The organism is Acinetobacter sp. YH12151 (assembly GCF_013418355.1).
Lineage (GTDB): Bacteria > Pseudomonadota > Gammaproteobacteria > Pseudomonadales > Moraxellaceae > Acinetobacter > Acinetobacter pseudolwoffii.
In genome coordinates, this window is record NZ_VPCG01000027.1 from 29263 (window position 1) to 47488 (window position 18226).

Sequence of the window (18226 nt, forward strand, 5' to 3'; positions counted from 1 at the left end):
AGCGATTCATAATTAAGATTTTAATGGTGGAAAAATAAACCAATTTTACAAAGGGATAACATTCTAGTTTAAATAAAAAAGCTCCGAAGAGCTTTAACTAATGACATAAAGTTTTGGTCGAGGTTTAGATTCTTCATATTTAATTAAAGAATCAAATGTTAGTTCATTAAAGTCTTTTTCAGATATACGAATTTCATCGAGCATTTTCTGCTTACTAAATTTTGGATCTGAAGCTAATGTTAAAATTAATTTAGGAAGCATTACGCTTTCATCACGGTGAGTTTCGTTAGGCTCATTAATGTGATAACCTAAGGTATTAATTTTCATAGAGTTACTTCGATAAAACCAATCTGTTATACGTTGCAATTTATGCGATTTATAATTTATAGCCTTTAAAGATGTTCGTCATACTTTCTTATAGTCGATCATATTTTCAATCGTTAAATAAGAAGGAACTGTACTTAAAAAACCTTCAGTAGGCATTAAAAATTCTGAAGCAAACTTATCTGCTTCAGTTTCTAAAATGCGATTGTCTACTTCATTGCGGACATATTTATTATGTGTGTGCATAACGGTGTGGCCTAATTCATGCGCACAATCGAATCTTACCCGTTCGGCAGATTTTGTATCATTCAAAAAAATAAACGGTGAGCCTGATTCATCATCAAAAAAAGAAAGGGCATCAATTTCTTTTTTTTGTATAAAAAAACCCCGCACTAAGCGGGGTTTATTTTTATCTGAGTATTTAAGAATTAAACACGTTCGATAATTGTCGCAATACCTTGACCCAAACCAATACACATGGTCGCAAGACCAATTTGCGTATCTTGCTGTTCCATCACGTTAAGCAAAGACGTGGTAATACGCGCACCAGAACAACCGAGTGGGTGACCCAACGCAATCGCACCACCGTTATGGTTTACGATGTCCTGTTTGTCATAAATGCCTAAGCCTTTAAGAACAGACAGACCTTGTGCAGCAAAGGCTTCGTTCAATTCAAAAGTCTGAATATCAGAAATGGCAAGGCCAGCACGTTTCAAGGCTTTTTGCGTTGCCGGAACCGGGCCATAACCCATGATCGCAGCATCACAACCTGCAACTGCCATAGAGCGGATCACGGCACGTGGCTTAAGACCTAAGGCTTGTGCACGCTCATAAGACATGAGCAACATTGCAGAAGCACCATCAGACAAGGCTGAAGAGGTTGCCGCAGTCACTGTACCGCCTTTCGGATCGAACACTGGACGTAAAGCACGGAATGATTCGATGTTGGCATCCGGACGGATCACTTCATCTACGTCGCATAGGATTTTAAAACCGTTTGCATCGTGACCTTCAACACCAATAATTTCGTTTTTGAAACGACCTTCTTGCGTTGCAGCCCAAGCGCGGCGATGTGATTCCACACCAAACGCATCTTGTTCTTCACGCGTAATGCCGTTCATACGACCCAACATTTCAGCAGTTAAGCCCATCATGTTAGACGCTTTGGCATAATGCTTAGATGCTTCTGGGTTGAGGTCGATGCCGTGCATCATTCCTACGTGGCCCATGTGCTCTACACCACCAATGATGAAGATATCACCTTGGTTAGTCGCAATTTGCGCCGCAGCAGTATGAATAGACTGCATAGATGAACCACAAAGACGGTTAACAGTTTGACCAGCCACAGTTTTCGGCAAGTCCGCCAGTAATGCGATATTACGGGCAATGTTCATCCCTTGTTCCAGGGTCTGATTCACACAGCCCCAGATCACGTCTTCAACTTCATTCGGGTCGAATTCGTTACGTACCATCAGGGCACGGACAAGTTCAGCAGACAGGCTGTCCGCACGTACATTGCGGAACATACCGTTTTTGGTTTTACCCATTGCTGAACGTACGCCATCGACGATGACAACGTCACGTGGATTTAAAGTAGCCATTCACGTTGCTCCTTAACCGTAGAATTTTTTGTTGTTAGCAGCCATTTCACGCAACATTTCTGGCGCTTCATAAGCTTTACCAAGGTGCGCATACTTATTGCAAAGCGCAACATACTCAGCTACACCGGTTTGATCGATGTAACGGCATGGACCACCACGGAATGGAGGGAAACCGACACCCATGATCATTGCCATATCTGCTTCAGAAGCAGTCGCGACAATGTTGTCTTCCAGGCAACGAACCGTTTCGTTACAGAAAGCCAGCATCATACGGTCAATGATTTCCTGAGCGTCAAATTCACGTTTTTCCACAGTTGCAACAGAGGCCACAAGCTCATATGCAGTTGGATCAACCACTTTGGCTTTTTTGCCTTTACGGTCAAGTTCATACTTGTAGAAACCCACGTCGTTCTTTTGACCCAGACGTTTGTTTTCATACATGGTTTGAATCGAACCTTTGAAGTCCGGTTTCATACGATCCGGGAAGCCTTCAGCCATCACTTCTGCACCATGCACGCCAGTATCAATACCGACCACGTCCATCAGGTAAGCAGGGCCCATCGGCCAGCCGAATTTTTCCATCACTTTATCGATTTGCTGGAAATCAGCGCCATCTTTAAGCAATAGGTCAAATGCACCGAAGTAAGGGAACAATACGCGGTTGACCAGGAAGCCCGGGCAGTCATTCACCACGATTGGTGTTTTACCCATTTTCTGAGCAAGTACCACAGTCGTTGCAATGGCTTCGTCAGAGGTCTTCGCGCCACGGATCACTTCAACCAAAGGCATCATATGTACCGGGTTAAAGAAGTGCATCCCCACGAAGTTCTCAGGACGTTGCAGGCTTTCAGCCAGACGCGTGATCGAAATCGTAGACGTATTTGAAGCAATGATGGTGTTCTCACGTACTGATTTTTCAGTATCAGCAAGTACAGCAGCTTTGATTTTAGGGTTTTCAGTTACCGCTTCAATCACGATATCCACTTCTTTAAACTCTTCCAGGCTTAAAGTCGGACGGATACGTGCAAGCGTTTCACCCATTTTCGCTGGTGTCATTTTTTTGCGTTCAACCTGTTTGGTCAACAGTTTGTTCGCTTCAGACATACCCAATGCAAGCTGTGGATTACCAATATCTTTCATGATGATTGGTGTGCCTTTGCTCGCCGCCTGATAAGCAATACCACCACCCATGATCCCAGCGCCAAGTACCGCCGCCTGGTTTACCGGATGCGCACCTTTTTCGTAGCGCTTCGAGGTTTTTTTCACGATCTGATCGTTCAGGAACAAACCGATCAATGCACCTGCTTGTGGCGTAACTGCAGCTTTGGCAAAGCCTTCAGCTTCAACTTTTAACGCGTCATCACGATGCAGGCTCGCACCGGCCTGTAATGAATCAAGCAGTAATTTTGGCGCCGGATATTGAGCCGGATTGGCCTTGGCCAAAACCATGCCTTTCGATGAGTTAAACGCCATCATCTGTTCAATCGGGCTGAGTTTAACCGGATCCAGTTTTTCCTGACGCTTGGTTCTCCAGTCTAAACGGCCATGAATCGCCTGTTTGACCAGATCAAGTGCAGCATCTTTAAGTTTGTCAGCAGCAACCACTGCATCTACAGCACCGTCTTTTAGTGCAGCAGCAGGCTTTTTCGGGTTGGCCATGGCCATCCATTCTACGGCGTTGTCGATACCGATCAGACGGCTTAAACGCACTGTACCACCGAAGCCCGGGAAAATGCCCAGCTTGATTTCAGGCAGACCGACTTGCGCCTGTTCTGACATGACACGGTAGTCACACACCAGACACATTTCAAAACCACCACCCAGTGCCATACCATTAATGGCCGCCACTTTAGGAATGTCGAGATCTTCGAAGCTGTTGAAAATTTCATGTACCGGCATCGCCCAGTCAACAATCGCTTGTTCACCCTGAGCAAAGTTATCGCCGAATTCTGTGATATCGGCACCGACAATAAATGTAGATTTGCCTGAAGTGACAATCAGACCTTGAATATCGGCATGGGAGACGGCTTCAATAGCAGCCTTGAAATCTTCAATCGTTGCACGGTTGAATTTGTTAACGGACTCACCTTGTAAGTCAAAGCGGAATTCTGCAATCCCGTCCTCTAGCATTTGGACGGTAATGGCATTGCCAGCGTGGATCATGCCCTGATCTCCTTTATTTTGGAGGACTTCTAAGTTGATGTTGTGAAGCAAATGCGCATATCCCGCGCACTTTTAGACTTCGCTAATCTTACGATAACTATATCCAAAAAGAACATAACAAGTTGTATCAAGCCGTGACGCAAGGGTCATCAATTTTTGCCGAATCGATTCCATCTGCGCTGTATTTTTGTTGCCGTTTTTGACCACAGCCTGAACTAAAGATTCTGTTTCAATTCATTATTTTTTATCGATTAGCCTGATTGATATGGAGCAGGGTGGACAATATTCAAGGGCAGGCTTTGCTGCTATTTGGTCAATTCAGTCAATTATCGGCCTGTGGAACAAGGAAAATCAGGGCTGAATCTCGCTCAGTACATGGCGTGCAGGCATGTATAGATATTTTCGGATCAGCCGCAATAAAACTGCAGTTGATTGTTTTAGTCGAGGGTTTTCTGAGGATTTCAGCCCCAGCATGCCTATGTTGATGCTAGGCCTGAAATAACAGTGCTTCTGTTGAATATGACCTCTGTCATCTGGCACAGAATTGTTTATGATGATCAGGCACATAGATATGGGGATCTCGATGCAGGTATTTCGTTCCAAAAAAGACTGGTGGCTGGTCGCTTTTCTGATCTGTATGAGTGGCCTGTTACTGCAACTGCTGCTGACCATGCAGGCCAAAGGTACCCTGCAGCAATATCCACTGCACACCGCCATCTACATTCTGACCATTATTATTCTGTGGTGGCCGCTGTGGAGTACGCGCTATGTGCTGGAAAATGGAGTGCTGAGTATTAAAAGCCTGTGGTTGAGCTGGCAGATTCCGTTGAGCGCCATCCAGTCCATCCAGCCGACAGATCACTCTATCATTGCACCGGCCTTGTCCTTAAAGCGTCTGCGGATTGACTATAGGGAAGACGGCGTGCAGAAATTTGTATTGGTTTCACCTACAGATCCGACCGCTTTTAGACAGGCAATTCAAGCAAATAAAACGGATAGTGAGTCTGCATGATTTAAGCTTTTGCTTGCTCAGGCAGAACCACAAATTGTCCATCGACACAGTCCAGATGCAGACTGAACTGCTCGGGCTGGCTTAAAAAATACAGCGCCAGAACCGGTTCCAGTTCGGTACGCAGCTTGCGGCCCAAATGCCGGGCGCCGTAACGAATATCATAGCCCTGATAGAAATAGGCTTTGGCTGCATCCGATAAATGTACTTGTCGGTTTTGATGTTGCAGGCGTTTATTGAGTTTTTCCAGTTCAATTTCGACCAGACGTGGCAGGGCATCATGCTGTACCGCCTGATAATGCAGGCTGCGGTCAATCCGGTTTAGAAATTCAGGATCGAATTTACGCTGCATGACTTTTTCAATAATGCGCTGGGTGGGTACATGTTTCAGGCACAGTGCCTGTATTTGCTGTGGCAGGTAGCTGAGTTTTTCCAGATATTGCTGTGCCGCCTGTGCGCCGACATTACTGGTCATAAAGATCATGCAGTTACGGAAATCAATAGTTTTGGTTCCAGCTGTCAGGGTCAATCTGCCAGTATCCAGCACATTCATCAAACCACGAATCACCTCGTTACTGGCTTTTTCCAGTTCATCAAACAGCATGATGCCGGGACGGGTATGGCTGCCGGCAATCGCCGTTTCATCAAACAGGCTGTGACCTTCTTTAGAACCGACATAACCTGGCGGCGCACCGGTGAGTGCCGCGGCATAATGTTCCTGTGCCAGAGTGTTCATGTCAATCCGGCAGAAAGCATCCGGACGACCATAAATCGCTTCGGCAATCAGACGCACGGTTTCAGTTTTACCCACGCCGGTTGGGCCGAGCATCAAGGTGACCGAGAGTGGACGCTCCGGACTGGAGAAATCGGCCTTGACCACATGCAGCATTTTTTCAATTTCATTCAGTGCGGCATCCTGTCCAATCATCCGTTCACGCAGCAATTGCATCACGTGATTCGGCTCGAAATGAAAACGCGGTTTGCCAATCCGGCGATCACGCTCAGAGGGGTGATGGGTGGAGCTGGATGGTTGAACAATATGGATGCCCGATTGCTGCATGGTCATGCGAATCATCTCAAAACTAGACCCTTCGAGCATAGCAAAGTTAAAGGTTGAAATTTAGAGCTTTTAGCAATCAGATCATGCGGAGAAAGCTATAGATTGCAAAGATGGCTGAGCTATAGTTTTAAATTGGGTGTCAAGTTGAGGGGAATTTTGTGTTTTCGCTTGAAAATAACCGAATAATCATCACATATATCTGCAGATTGCATGTAAAAAATAGGCTTTAGGTGAACGAAAACGCACGTCCTCATATCGAGAAAATTCTGGCCAATATGACCAGCCTGCCCGGGGTCTACCGGATGTATGGCAAAGACGGCGAACTGTTGTATGTGGGGAAAGCCAAAAATCTAAAAAACCGGGTCTCCAGCTATTTTGTCAAAACGCTGGATCATCCCAAAACCCAGGCCTTGGTGGCGCGGATTTATGATATTCAGACCTTGGTGGTGCGCTCTGAAACCGAAGCCTTGTTGCTGGAACAGAACCTGATCAAGCTGCATCATCCGCCGTATAACATTATGCTGCGCGATGATAAATCTTATGTCTATATCTTTGTTTCCGCAGATAAACCTTATCCACGACTGGCCAGTGGGCGCGGCAAGGGCAAGCATCAGGTCGGCAAGTTTTTTGGGCCTTATCCGAGTGCCTATACCGCCCGGGATACCTTGGTGGTGCTGCAAAAACTGTTTAATGTGCGTTCCTGTGAAAACAGCTTTTTTGCCAACCGAACCCGTCCTTGTCTGCAATACCAGATCAAGCGCTGTTCTGCGCCCTGTGTCGGATTTATCTCTCCGGAAGACTACAAAGCAGATGTGGATAACTCGATTCGCTTTTTACAGGGCGATACCAAGGAGCTGAATCAGGAACTGATCGCAAAAATGGAAGCGGCAGCCGAAGCTCTGGAATTTGAAAAGGCCGTGTTCTATCGCGACCGGATGGCACTGTTAAGAGATGTGCAGTCACAGCAGGCGATTTATAAGCTCAAAGGCGAAGCCGATATTTTGTCGATTGCTTATCAGGCCGGAGTGACCTGTGTGCAGATCATGCATGTGCGCAACGGTAAAATGCTCGGCGGAAAAAGCTATTTCCCGGATATGCTCAGTGATGATCTAGGGCAGATGCTTGCCGATTTTATTGCCAATTTCTATTTTCAGGTGGCGGATGAAATTCCGGCCGAGCTGATTGTCAATGTCGAAGTGGCCGATCGCAAGGAACTGGAAGCGGCCTTGTCGCAGCATTTTGACAAGAAAATCCAGATCAAGTCCAAGGTACGAGAAACCCGCGCGGAATGGCTGGAACTGGCACAAATGAATGTACAGCATGCGATTCAGGGCAAGCTGGCCAATCATTTTGAACTGAATGAACGTTTCCATCAGCTGGAACAGGTGGTGGGCCGCCCGGTAGACCGGATCGAGTGTTTTGACATTTCCCATACCATGGGTGAAGACACCATCGCTTCCTGTGTGGTATTTGACAGCGGTGGGGTACGTAAACGAGATTATCGCCAGTTTTCCATCCATGACATTCAGGCGGGCGATGACTATGCCGCCATGCGTCAGGCCTTAACCCGTCGCTATAAAAAAGCCATGTTGCCAGATTTACTCCTGATTGATGGGGGGAAGGGGCAACTGCATATGGCTATGGAAGTGATGCAGGAACTGGGTCTGGACGCCTTTATGGTTGGGGTGTCCAAAGGCGAGGGACGTAAACCCGGTCTGGAAACCCTGCATTTTACCGATGGCAGCAAGATTCAGTTGCCGGAAGACCATAAGGCGCTGCATCTGATTCAACAGGTACGGGACGAAGCGCACCGTTTTGCGATTACCAAGCACCGGGCCAAACGCGATAAAAAACGCGGTTCATCGGTACTGGAAGTGATTCCGGGACTGGGACCAAAACGCCGCCGCGACTTGCTGACCCATTTTGGCGGGATTCAGGGGGTGCTGAAAGCGTCAGAGCGAGACCTGCAACTGGTGCCGGGACTCGGTTCAGTCATGGCGCGAATGATTTATAAAGTGTTGCATGAGTAATTTCCCAAGCCAATGCAAGGGCAAAAGTGCGCATTGACGCATGGGTCATTGGTCATTCACAGCAGCGCGAGCTTGACTCAATATACTGAGGATACAGACTCACCGAGGGGTCAACATGTCTTTGCATGCGCTGTATGCACAAATTGCCGAACAGGAATGGGTGGAATTTCCACAGGGATGGTTACAGGGACGTACCCTGTATGGCGGTCTGGCTGCCGCGATGATGATGCACAAGGCAGTCATGCAGATTAATGATCCGGCTCAACATTTACTCAGTTGTAGTGTGACTTTTGTCGGCCCGATTCAGCAAGCCAAGGTACGACTGAGTGCTGAAATCCTGCGGGAAGGCAAGTCGGTGACCACGATCGAAGTACGGCTATGGCAGGACGATGTGGTGCAAAGTATTCTGATTGCCAGTTTTGGTATTTCCCGCGATTCCTGCATTGAAGTGCAACAACAAGCCCAGGCACCAGACTATGCTGCGCCAGAGCAACTGTTTCAGATTCCTGCGGGTTATGGCCTGCCAGAATGTTATGACCATTTTGAAATCGCCTGGGCGGACGTCAATCTGCCTTGTAGTGCCAGCTCACGTCCGGACTTTGGCGGCTGGTGCCGTTTTCATCCTGAAAAGCATAGCAATCGTGAATTCCTGATCGCTGACCTGATGGCAATTTTCGACATCTGGCCACCTGGTGTACTGCCGATGTTTAAAAGTATGGCACCCGCGAGTAGTCTGACCTGGAGCGTGACCTATGTGCATCCGCTTCAGCATCAACTGCATGATTGGTTTAAATATAAAGTGTTTACGGATCATGCTGCGGATGGTTATGCAACCGAGCATGCCTATCTCTGGGATGCAGAAAATCGCCTGATTGCGATGGCAAGACAAACAGTGACGGTGTTTGCCTAGTGACACTGACAGCCAATTCGTATAAAGTGAAGCCTATTAATGATGGATCAAACCTCTAAAAAAGTGTGCATTTTCATCGTACATGAGGGGAACAATTGGCGGTGTCTATGACTACAGGTCGTATCCTGAATATTCCAAATATCTTGACCTTGGCGCGTATCGCTCTTATTTCGGTATTTTTATTGGTGGCTTACTGGCCGCCTGCAATGGGCTTTGAAGCCAACCATTCTGACATGACACGGCATATTATTTTGACCACGATTTTTGTAGTGGCTGCAGTGACGGACTGGTTTGATGGCTATCTGGCTCGAACTTTAAACCAGACCTCTGCTTTTGGCCGTTTTCTCGATCCGGTTGCAGATAAATTGATGGTCGCAGCTGCGCTGATTGTATTGGTGCAATGGCAACCTTCGATGTCGATGGCTTTTGCTGCGATTGTGATTATTTCACGTGAAATTACTGTTTCAGCATTACGTGAATGGATGGCAGAACTGGGTGCACGAACCAATGTTGCAGTATCAACCGTGGGTAAGTACAAAACGGCTTTTCAGATGATTGCGATTACCGTGTTTTTGCTGAACTGGCCACCACTGGAAATGCTGGCGTATGCCTTGCTATACACCGCAGTGGTACTCACTTTATGGTCGATGTTCATTTATCTGAAAGCGGCTTGGCCATATCTGAAACAGCCTTAATCGAAATGAAAAGAGAAGCTCCTTGAAAGGGGGCTTTTTTTATGCGCTTAAATTATCAAGCCAATCGGCAAATTGCAGGCAAAAAAATACCCAGCCTTTGGGGGAAGAACTGGGATGAAATCGGGGTATTTGTTGCTTATTATTATAGTTATTCAAAGATATCTCATCTTCTTAGAGCTCATTATAGAGAGACCATTTTACAAAATCATATGACTTCTTGTAGCAGAATGTTGTGTTTTGTGATTACTCTGTATATTGCTTTTACAATCTATTATTTTGATACAAATCTGAATGTTTTTCAGCAGGATAGTGGCTGACTAGATAAACGAAATAGAATAAGTGAAAATCTGTTTTTGTGCTCTAAGTGTGAGTTAGTAAGATTTGCTAGAATTAGTCAAAAAATCCCCTGAGATAGGGGATAGATTTATGCCTACGCGGACTTCATTCTTGTTTTGTGTAAAAAAGAAAGGCAGGGCTTTAATGTGAAAAGTTCCTGCATTGGGAGCTCTTCACATTCAAAACTACCCGCTTCGCTGGTCTTGAGTAATGTTTAGAGCAATACATAAAAAAAGAATCCCCAATAATGGAGATTCTTTTTTAATTTAAGCCTAAGCGCGCTTTCAGCGCTTGTCTTGCATAATTTTTAAAGTAACGCTTTAAAAATTACTCAGGCTTCAGCCCTTCGGCTTTTTCTAGAGATGCATCATTGTTAAAGAACTTTTCACGCTGTTCTTCTAGAAACTTTTTCGCATCAGCTTCAAACACGTTCAAACGCTTTTCATTAATTAGCGTGGTTTGGTGTTTTAGCCATTCTTGCCAAGCCTGTTTCGACACGGTATCAAACAATTCCTGACCCTTTGGTCCCGGAAATGGAGCAAAGTCTAAACCATCCATGTCAGCCTGATACTTACGGCAAAATACTTGTCGAGACATATCCATACTCCAAAATTATGCGTAAAGTTGTTCCAAACGCGCATGTGCGCGCTCAATGGCTGCTTTCACTTGAGCAGGCGCGGTGCCACCAATGTGGTTACGTGCATTTACCGAGGCTTCAAGAGTTAAGGCTTTTTCAAATACGTCTGCTTGAATCAGGTCAGAGAACTGTTGCAGCTGTTCGAGTGTCAATTCAGACAGGTCTTTAGATTCTTGTACACCGAGTGCAACCGCTTTACCTACAATCTCGTGCGCATCACGGAATGCAACGCCGTTTTTTACCAAGTAATCAGCCAGGTCAGTCGCAGTTGAGAAACCACGTAGTGCTGCTTCGCGCATTTCAGCAATGTTTGGAACCAGTGCAGGAATCATGTCGGCAAATGCCATGAGTGAACCGCGAACGGTATCAATTGCATCGAACAATGGCTCTTTATCTTCTTGGTTGTCTTTGTTATAGGCTAGTGGCTGGCCCTTCATTAAAGTCAGCAGGCTCATCAGGTCACCATAGACACGACCAGTTTTACCACGTACCAGTTCAGGTACATCCGGATTTTTCTTCTGCGGCATGATGGATGAACCAGTACAGAAGCGATCTGGAATGTTCACGAATTTGAACTGAGCAGATGTCCATAGAATCAGTTCTTCGGACATACGAGACAAGTGCATCATAATTAACGATGCAGCAGCATTAAATTCAATTGCAAAGTCACGATCCGATACTGCGTCTAAAGAGTTTTCAGCAACGGCTTCAAAACCTAACAGCTCAGCGGTGTAAGCACGCTCAATCGGGTAGGTGGTTCCTGCAAGTGCAGCAGAACCCAGTGGCATACGGTTGACACGTTTACGGCAATCAATCAGACGCTCAGAGTCGCGTACCAGCATTTCAAACCAGGCCATTAAGTGGTGACCAAAAGTCACCGGCTGAGCGGTTTGTAAATGGGTGAAGCCCGGCATGATGGTATCGGTGTTTTTAGCCGCCAGGCTTAAAATACCTTTTTGTAATTTTTCGAGTAATTTTAAAATCGCATCAATTTCATCACGTACATAAAGACGAATGTCAGTTGCGACCTGATCATTACGGCTACGGCCAGTGTGTAATTTCTTGCCTGTGATGCCAATACGTTGAGTCAGGCGCGACTCAATGTTCATGTGCACATCTTCTAGGTCAATGCGCCATTCGAACTTACCTGCTTCAATATCGGCTTGAATGGCAGTCAGACCTTCGATGATGTCATCGCGTTCCTGTGCCGTCAGTACGCCTACTTTGGCCAGCATGGTTGCATGGGCAATCGAGCCTGCAATATCCTGTTTATAAAAACGTTGGTCAAATTGAACAGATGCTGTAAATTCAGCAACAAAAGCATCAGTCGCTTCAGAGAAACGACCACCCCACATACCCGAAGTCTGGGCTTGTGATGGATTAGAGGAATTAGAAGATGTGGTCATGTCGGCTCAATCAGATTAAAAGCAGTAGAACGAAAAAGAGTATAACAAATTCAAAGCCTATTGCCGAAGTCACATCTGCTCAATCTTTCGCATCGATAAACAGGCAAACACAAAGTTCCTATTTTTTTAGCCAGATTGGCAATCTTCGCTATTTGCTGGAACTGTTTGTCGGCGGCAATATTCTGGCCATGATTCTAGCGCTCGCAGAAGCACAGTCGTGGCAAGCTTTAAATGCGATGCATCTGCTGCAATATATGCTGTATATCAACTGGGTACTGTTATGTTTTGCAGCACTGGTGGAATTATTCCATCAGGCCTTTCAGCATATGGGGATTAAGCTGGCGCTCATTTGCGGTTTTTTGCTACTACAGGCCATTGTGGTGCTGACCACCATCAGTCTGAATGTTGTGATACATTTTGGAATGAATTTTAATTTTCAGGGCTTAAACCTGGCAATTGCCCTGGATCAGGTTGGGTTACATCTCAGTTTGGGTGTTTTGCTCGGTATGTTTTGTTTTCGCTACCTGTATTTGCGTGAACAATGGGAACAGCAGCAGCATAGTGAACTGAATGCCCGGATTCAGGCCATGCAAGCGCGGATTCAACCGCATTTTCTGTTCAATAGTATGAACAGTGTGATTAGCCTGATCAGCATCGATCCGGATAAAGCCGAACATATGCTGCTGAATCTGTCCCGCTTATTTCGTGCCAGTTTTCAGGAGTTGAAACTGGTCAGTCTGCAAGAGGAAATTGATCTGTGCCAGCGCTATCTGGAGATTGAGCAGATCCGTTTGGGTGAACGCCTGCAAATCGAATGGAAGTTAGAAAACAAAGACTTATACTCACAAGTACAAATCCCATTATTAACTTTACAACCCTTGTTAGAAAATAGTATTTTCCATGGAGTTGAAAAAATTCTCACAAAGAGTACGATAAGCATATTGGTTGAAATATTGCAAAATCAAATTAATATCATTATTACTAACCCTTATACGCAGGATAATAAAACTTTAAAAAAGGGGCATGGTATTGCAATAGAAAATGTCAGACAGCGTCTGCAAGCTTATTACGGACCCAGTATGACCTTTCAAACCTTTGCCGGCGAAGGGATGTTTACGACGGTAGTGCGATATCAATATAAATAAAAATAAATCAAAGAAATCGCAGTTAGCTTTATCATGTATTTGATCATGTTAACTGGGTAAGGAGGAGCAATGGACATCCTGATTTGTGATGATGAGCCTTTGGCTGTCGAGCGATTATCACGTTTAGTCTCTCAGCTGGGGCATGATGTGGTGGCGACTGCAAGTCATGGTCGTCAAGCGATTGATCTGGCTCACCAATACGAACCCGATGTCATACTATTAGATATTCAAATGCCTGAAATGAATGGCCTTGCTTGTGCGCAGTATTTGCGTCAGCTGGACCCGATGCCGGCAATTATCTTTTGTACGGCCTATGACCAACATGCGCTGGATGCATTTAAATCAAATGCCGAAGGCTACTTGCTTAAACCCGTGATGCAACAGGAATTGGCACAGGTTTTGGAGCACTTAACTAAACTTACCCAAGCTCAGATGAGCCAACTAAAACAAAAAGAAAATATGGACGAAATCAATATCAGCCGCCAGCAGATTGCGGCAAAGACCTATCGTGGTGTCGAATTGGTGCCAGTTGAAAATATCTATTATTTTCTGGCGGATCAGAAATATGTCACTGTACGTCATAAAAACGGCAGTGTACTGATTGATGAAACCTTAAAGGAGCTAGAGCAGGAGTTTGGGAACCAGTTTATCCGGATTCATCGTAATGCCTTGATCTCGGTGAATTATCTGGATGGTCTGGAAGTGGTCAGTTCAGGTCAGTATCAGGTGCGTTGTCGTGAGCTGGACGACCGTTTAGCGGTCAGTCGGCGACATTTGCCATTTTTAAGGGATCGGATTCAAAAGCTATAGCAGGAATCAATGAGAGCATTCAGTTGAAACTTGTATAAATTCACTTGCATTTTAAAGTGAGCAGGTTAAGTTTAGACTATTGTTCTCATTTACTGTTATTGAAATTTATGAAGACCCTAAAAATTGCAACTCGACAAAGTCCACTTGCGCTTTGGCAAGCGGAACATATCCGTGCGCGCCTACAAGATTTGCACGCTGGTTTGCAGGTCGAGTTAGTCACTTTTGTTACACAGGGCGATAAAATCCTAGATACGCCGCTGGCCAAAATTGGTGGTAAAGGTCTATTTGTAAAAGAATTAGAAGCTGCTTTACTCGATGGCCGTGCCGATCTGGCCGTACATTCCATGAAGGATGTACCGATGGCATTGCCGGAAGGGCTGAGCCTTGCGGTGATCTGTGAGCGTGAAGATCCACTGGATGCCTTTGTCTCGAATACCTATGCCAGCTTTGATGAATTGCCACAGGGCGCCAAAGTGGGCACTTCCAGTTTGCGCCGTAAAACCCAGATTTTAAAACAGCGTCCTGATCTCGAAATCATTGATTTGCGCGGTAATGTTGGTACACGTTTGTCCAAGCTGGATGCCGGTCAGTATGATGCGATTATTCTGGCCAGTGCCGGTTTGAAACGTTTAGGTCTGGCAGAACGTATTCGTCATACTCTGACTCCTGAAATCAGTCTACCGGCCGTAGGTCAAGGTGCACTGGGGCTGGAATGCCGTACCCATGATCAGGCGGTACTGGACTTGATTCAGCCATTATTACATGCAGAAACGGATGCCTGCGTGCGTGCTGAGCGTGCCTTTAATGCCTATCTGGAAGGCGGATGTCAGGTGCCGATTGCCGGCTATGCCACGTTCCAGAATGATGTGATTTCAATCGAAGGTCGTGTCGGCAGTGTTGATGGAACGGTTTTGCTGCGTGCACAGCACACTGGAAAAATTGCAGAAGCTGAACAGTTAGGGGTGGAATTGGCCAAAAATTTACTCGATCAAGGTGCAGGCGAGTTGCTGAAAGCACTTTATTCAAACTGATGTTACTGATTAATACCCGTCCGAGTGAGCGTGCTGCGAGTTTGACTCAGCAGTTACAGGCAGCGCAGATTTCTGTACTAGAATTGCCTTTGCTGGAATTGCACGCACAGCCTTATTCCGACGAGCTGTTACGCTTGTATCGCCAGCTGGATCAGGCCAAAATCATTGTGGTGGTCAGTCCGACTGCCGCCCAGATTGGCATGCAATATTTGCAGCAGGCGGAAATTACCTTATCGCGCTTGGCAGATGTGCAATGGGTGGCGGTGGGTAAAGCCACTGAGCAGACGCTAGCTGGTTATGGTATTCAAAGTCATGTGCCTGAACTTGAAACTTCGGAAGGCATGTTGCAATTACCCGTGTTAAGGCAACTGCCTGCTGGCTCAGCTGTGGCCTTCTGGCGCGGAGAAGGTGGTCGTCAATTTATGATGGATTATCTGCGTGCAAATAATATCAAAATTTTGAATTTTATTTTATATCGGCGGCAATGCCCCGCAAGCACAGCAATGATTTTGGCAGAAAACCTGGCATTGCTTGAAGCGCAGCAGCGCTTTGCCGTGCTAATCAGCAGTGAAGCAAGCTGGTTAAACTGGCTGACATTAATGCAGGATAACTCGGATTTAATGCATCAGGCCCGTTATTTGGTTTTGGGGCCGCGTTTGGCCACTCTTCTTGGGGAATATCAACAACAGCATCAGGCAGGGTTTGAATTTGTGCAAATTGATGATTTAGAGGCGAATACGATCTTGCAAAAAATGAGACTGATACTAGGGAACGCATGAAGAAACTATTTATTGTATTTTTCATTTTGAGTGTGGTGTGGCTCATCAAACTCAGCTATGACCTTTATGTTCTCAATGCAGCGCAGACTGGACTTCATCAAGGTGTTAAACAGTTGCAGCAGCAAAATGCCAATCTCAATGATCAGTTTGTGGCATTAAAACGCCAGTTTACCGCCCAGCAGCAAAATGCAGGCACTCCCTCAGCTCAGGCAGCAGCTGCAGTGCTAACTGCTGACACGCAGAATGATATTACTCTCGTACAACAGCAGCTGGATCTGATTGAATTTGCACTGCAACAGCAACAATATGCCACCGCTATTGAAAAACTAAACCACCTGCAGAATGAGTTGGATGAGTATGTCTTGGCGCCCGCCTTGGTCAGTAGTCTGCAGCAAGTGATTGCGAAAGATCAGGACATGCTGAAAAAATTCGTCAATAGTCGCTTGGTGCAGCAAAATAAATTAAAAGAAGTATTGATGCAGATGGATGCTGAAATTGAAAAAGAAATTCAGGCTCCGCATCTTCAAAGTTTGGAAACTCAACGCTCTTTCTGGCAGCGCTGGATTCAGATCGAAGCTGCAGAGCAGCCGAGTACCGTATTAATGCAACGGCATCTGGTATTGAAAGAAGCTCAGTTGCGCTTGCTCATTGCACAAAATACGTTGCAGCAAGATCAATCTGTCGCCTTTCAGCAAGCGTTGAATGCGGTGATTGATGTCTTGGAACAATTGCCGGATGCACGTAGTCAGCACTGGATTCAGCAGTTGCATCAAATCAAGGCCACACCGGTCACTCCGACGCCTTTATTAAATACACGCACCTTAGTTGGCTAATTGCTTATGAAACAGATTTTGCTGGCCTATTTATTTATCTGCCTACTGGGTATAGCGGGGCTGAGCATCCTGAGTTATGGGCATGGGGCCGGCTATGTCTATTTATATTGGCGTGAGTGGCAGTTACAAACTAGCCTGTGGTTCTTGGCGGCCTCACTGGTCACGTTCAGTTTTCTGATTCATTGCCTCTGGTACGCGATCAAACAGTATCGCAGCCGTGAACAGCGTAAAAATGAAACCGTATTTAGTTTTGCCCATTTACATCCTTATGAACAACTGGCTGTAATCTGGTTATTAAATGCGGCTCAGGATCAACGGGATTTTATTCAGCAGTCTTTTAGCAAGTCGGGCTTACTTAAACATATTATTGATGCACGATTATCTTGGGGGCAACAGCAATATACAGATGCCTTGACTGCTTTAAATCAGTCTAACCCGATGGCATTTGAGTTGGCAGAATTGCAGCGAATTGAAATTTATTTATCGCAACAGCACGGTGAGCAAGCACTGACTCATTTAGAATTTTTAAATCAGCATGAATTATCACCATGGTTAATACAGGTGAAACCAGCCTATGAACAGCGACTCACCACATTATGGGGCGTATTTGCCATACAGTTTCCCTGGTTATATTTACGCTCGACTAAATATGGACATTTAGAACAAGAAGTAAAAAAAATATGGCTTGAACAATTATTATTGGCCTATGATCAAGCCACACAAGATGATTTAATTTATTTACAACAGCGTTATTTAGATTTAAAAAAGCAAGTATTTGATCGTGACTATACAGTCAAGTTATTATGGTTGAAATTATTATTCAGAATACCTGAAATGAGTGCCGAACATGAAACAATGGCAATTCATTTATTAGAGCAACAATTTAATCAGGATGTATTTTATTTGTGGTTTCAACAGCAATTGTTACGGCAGAACCCGGATTATGATCATATTGCACAGCAGATTTCGCATTGGGAAACCAAGTATCCGGCATTACCGATTTTGAGTTTTGCAAAATGGCATGTGTTACAGGCCACCGGTTATACAGAGGAAGCCCAGCATTTGCTTGACTTATATCCTGATGATATTCGTATGAGTTATTTGAGAATTAAAGCGGCCTTACAAGACCGTGAAGACTTGCTCCAGCAGTTAAATGCAGTATTTGAATCCAATGTAAACTTTATCGAAATTAAAATTTGAGAATCATCATGTCAGAATGGCTTTGTTGCACAAACCTATCTGTAAAGGCTTTTTCAGCGATATAATTTCCAAATGAATAAGCCTACACAGAAAATCTACCGCACAACCAATTGGCCCGCATATAACCGAGCACTCATGAGTCGCGGAAATATTGCCATTTGGTTTGATCCTGCTACGCAATGGTATGCGCCATCAAAAGGCAAACAAGGGCGAAATCAAACCTACTCCGACGCAGCCATCCAATGCTGCTTAATGAT

17 protein-coding genes and 1 pseudogene are annotated in these 18226 nt (G+C 45.3%); 12 read left to right on the forward strand and 6 right to left on the reverse strand.

The annotated features are described in order from the left end of the window. Nucleotides 1-93: 93 nt before the first annotated feature. The 3 genes and pseudogenes from FTU82_RS16315 to fadB all read right to left on the reverse strand — a co-directional run. A pseudogene (locus FTU82_RS16315) lies at nucleotides 94-693 on the reverse strand (ImmA/IrrE family metallo-endopeptidase); the annotation flags it as partial. Between the two features lie 59 nt (nucleotides 694-752). Beyond that, a complete protein-coding gene (gene fadA, locus FTU82_RS10700) occupies nucleotides 753-1925 on the reverse strand; it encodes an acetyl-CoA C-acyltransferase FadA (RefSeq protein WP_180001412.1) in 1173 nt (390 codons plus the stop codon). Between the two features lie 12 nt (nucleotides 1926-1937). Further along, nucleotides 1938-4088 (reverse strand): fatty acid oxidation complex subunit alpha FadB, encoded by a 2151-nt coding sequence (gene fadB, locus FTU82_RS10705; protein ID WP_005173108.1) that lies wholly within the window; start codon nucleotides 4086-4088, stop codon nucleotides 1938-1940. A gap of 583 nt (nucleotides 4089-4671) precedes the next feature. On the opposite strand from fadB, the gene FTU82_RS10710 reads away from it, so the two are divergent. After that, complete coding sequence (locus FTU82_RS10710) at nucleotides 4672-5100, forward strand: PH domain-containing protein (protein ID WP_100534748.1); 429 nt, start codon at nucleotides 4672-4674, stop codon at nucleotides 5098-5100. Nucleotide 5101: 1 nt separating this feature from the next. Here the strand turns inward: FTU82_RS10710 and FTU82_RS10715 are convergent, their stop codons facing one another. Continuing rightward, entirely contained in the window at nucleotides 5102-6163 is a 1062-nt protein-coding gene (locus FTU82_RS10715) for an AAA family ATPase (RefSeq protein ID WP_100534497.1), read from the reverse strand. A 224-nt stretch (nucleotides 6164-6387) separates the two neighbouring features. Between FTU82_RS10715 and uvrC the strand changes: the two genes are divergently transcribed. From uvrC to FTU82_RS10735, 4 genes are all read left to right on the forward strand, one after another. Next, the gene (gene uvrC / locus FTU82_RS10720) at nucleotides 6388-8187 is read left to right on the forward strand and encodes an excinuclease ABC subunit UvrC (protein ID WP_180101322.1); all 1800 of its coding nucleotides are present in this window, start codon (nucleotides 6388-6390) and stop codon (nucleotides 8185-8187) included. A gap of 115 nt (nucleotides 8188-8302) precedes the next feature. Continuing rightward, complete coding sequence (locus FTU82_RS10725; RefSeq protein ID WP_180101323.1) at nucleotides 8303-9097, forward strand: thioesterase family protein; 795 nt, start codon at nucleotides 8303-8305, stop codon at nucleotides 9095-9097. A 107-nt stretch (nucleotides 9098-9204) separates the two neighbouring features. After that, the gene (pgsA, locus tag FTU82_RS10730; RefSeq protein ID WP_180101324.1) at nucleotides 9205-9792 is read left to right on the forward strand and encodes a CDP-diacylglycerol--glycerol-3-phosphate 3-phosphatidyltransferase; all 588 of its coding nucleotides are present in this window, start codon (nucleotides 9205-9207) and stop codon (nucleotides 9790-9792) included. 41 nt (nucleotides 9793-9833) lie between these two features. After that, on the forward strand, nucleotides 9834-10109 hold the full coding sequence (locus FTU82_RS10735) for a hypothetical protein (RefSeq protein WP_180101325.1): 276 nt from the start codon (nucleotides 9834-9836) through the stop codon (nucleotides 10107-10109). Between the two features lie 346 nt (nucleotides 10110-10455). On the opposite strand, the gene FTU82_RS10740 is transcribed toward FTU82_RS10735, so the two are convergent. Beyond that, entirely contained in the window at nucleotides 10456-10725 is a 270-nt protein-coding gene (locus FTU82_RS10740) for an oxidative damage protection protein (RefSeq protein WP_180101326.1), read from the reverse strand. A 15-nt stretch (nucleotides 10726-10740) separates the two neighbouring features. Next, the gene (argH, locus tag FTU82_RS10745) at nucleotides 10741-12171 is read right to left on the reverse strand and encodes an argininosuccinate lyase (RefSeq protein WP_171255754.1); all 1431 of its coding nucleotides are present in this window, start codon (nucleotides 12169-12171) and stop codon (nucleotides 10741-10743) included. On the opposite strand from argH, the gene FTU82_RS10750 reads away from it, so the two are divergent. The 7 genes from FTU82_RS10750 to FTU82_RS10780 all read left to right on the forward strand — a co-directional run. Beyond that, nucleotides 12162-13316 carry a sensor histidine kinase gene (locus tag FTU82_RS10750; protein ID WP_180101327.1) on the forward strand — a complete coding sequence of 385 codons (1155 nt, stop codon included), beginning with the start codon at nucleotides 12162-12164 and terminating at the stop codon, nucleotides 13314-13316. The two genes, argH and FTU82_RS10750, sit on opposite strands and share 10 nt — an antisense overlap. Before the next feature lie 69 nt (nucleotides 13317-13385). Beyond that, nucleotides 13386-14126: a LytTR family DNA-binding domain-containing protein gene (locus FTU82_RS10755; protein WP_005095238.1), complete on the forward strand. Its 741-nt coding sequence runs from the start codon at nucleotides 13386-13388 to the stop codon at nucleotides 14124-14126. A 107-nt stretch (nucleotides 14127-14233) separates the two neighbouring features. Further along, nucleotides 14234-15157, forward strand: coding sequence for a hydroxymethylbilane synthase (gene hemC, locus FTU82_RS10760; protein ID WP_180101328.1), 924 nt, complete (start codon nucleotides 14234-14236; stop codon nucleotides 15155-15157). After that, nucleotides 15157-15936 (forward strand): uroporphyrinogen-III synthase, encoded by a 780-nt coding sequence (locus tag FTU82_RS10765; protein ID WP_180101329.1) that lies wholly within the window; start codon nucleotides 15157-15159, stop codon nucleotides 15934-15936. Before hemC ends, FTU82_RS10765 begins: the two co-directional genes overlap by 1 nt. Next, the gene (locus tag FTU82_RS10770) at nucleotides 15933-16769 is read left to right on the forward strand and encodes a hypothetical protein (protein ID WP_180101330.1); all 837 of its coding nucleotides are present in this window, start codon (nucleotides 15933-15935) and stop codon (nucleotides 16767-16769) included. Before FTU82_RS10765 ends, FTU82_RS10770 begins: the two co-directional genes overlap by 4 nt. A 6-nt stretch (nucleotides 16770-16775) precedes the next feature. Beyond that, nucleotides 16776-17969, forward strand: a complete 1194-nt coding sequence (locus FTU82_RS10775; RefSeq protein ID WP_180101331.1) for a heme biosynthesis protein HemY — start codon at nucleotides 16776-16778, stop codon at nucleotides 17967-17969. 72 nt (nucleotides 17970-18041) lie between these two features. Next, nucleotides 18042-18226, forward strand: a 185-nt coding sequence (locus tag FTU82_RS10780; protein WP_180101332.1) for a transposase, incomplete at its 3' end; no start/stop codon positions are given.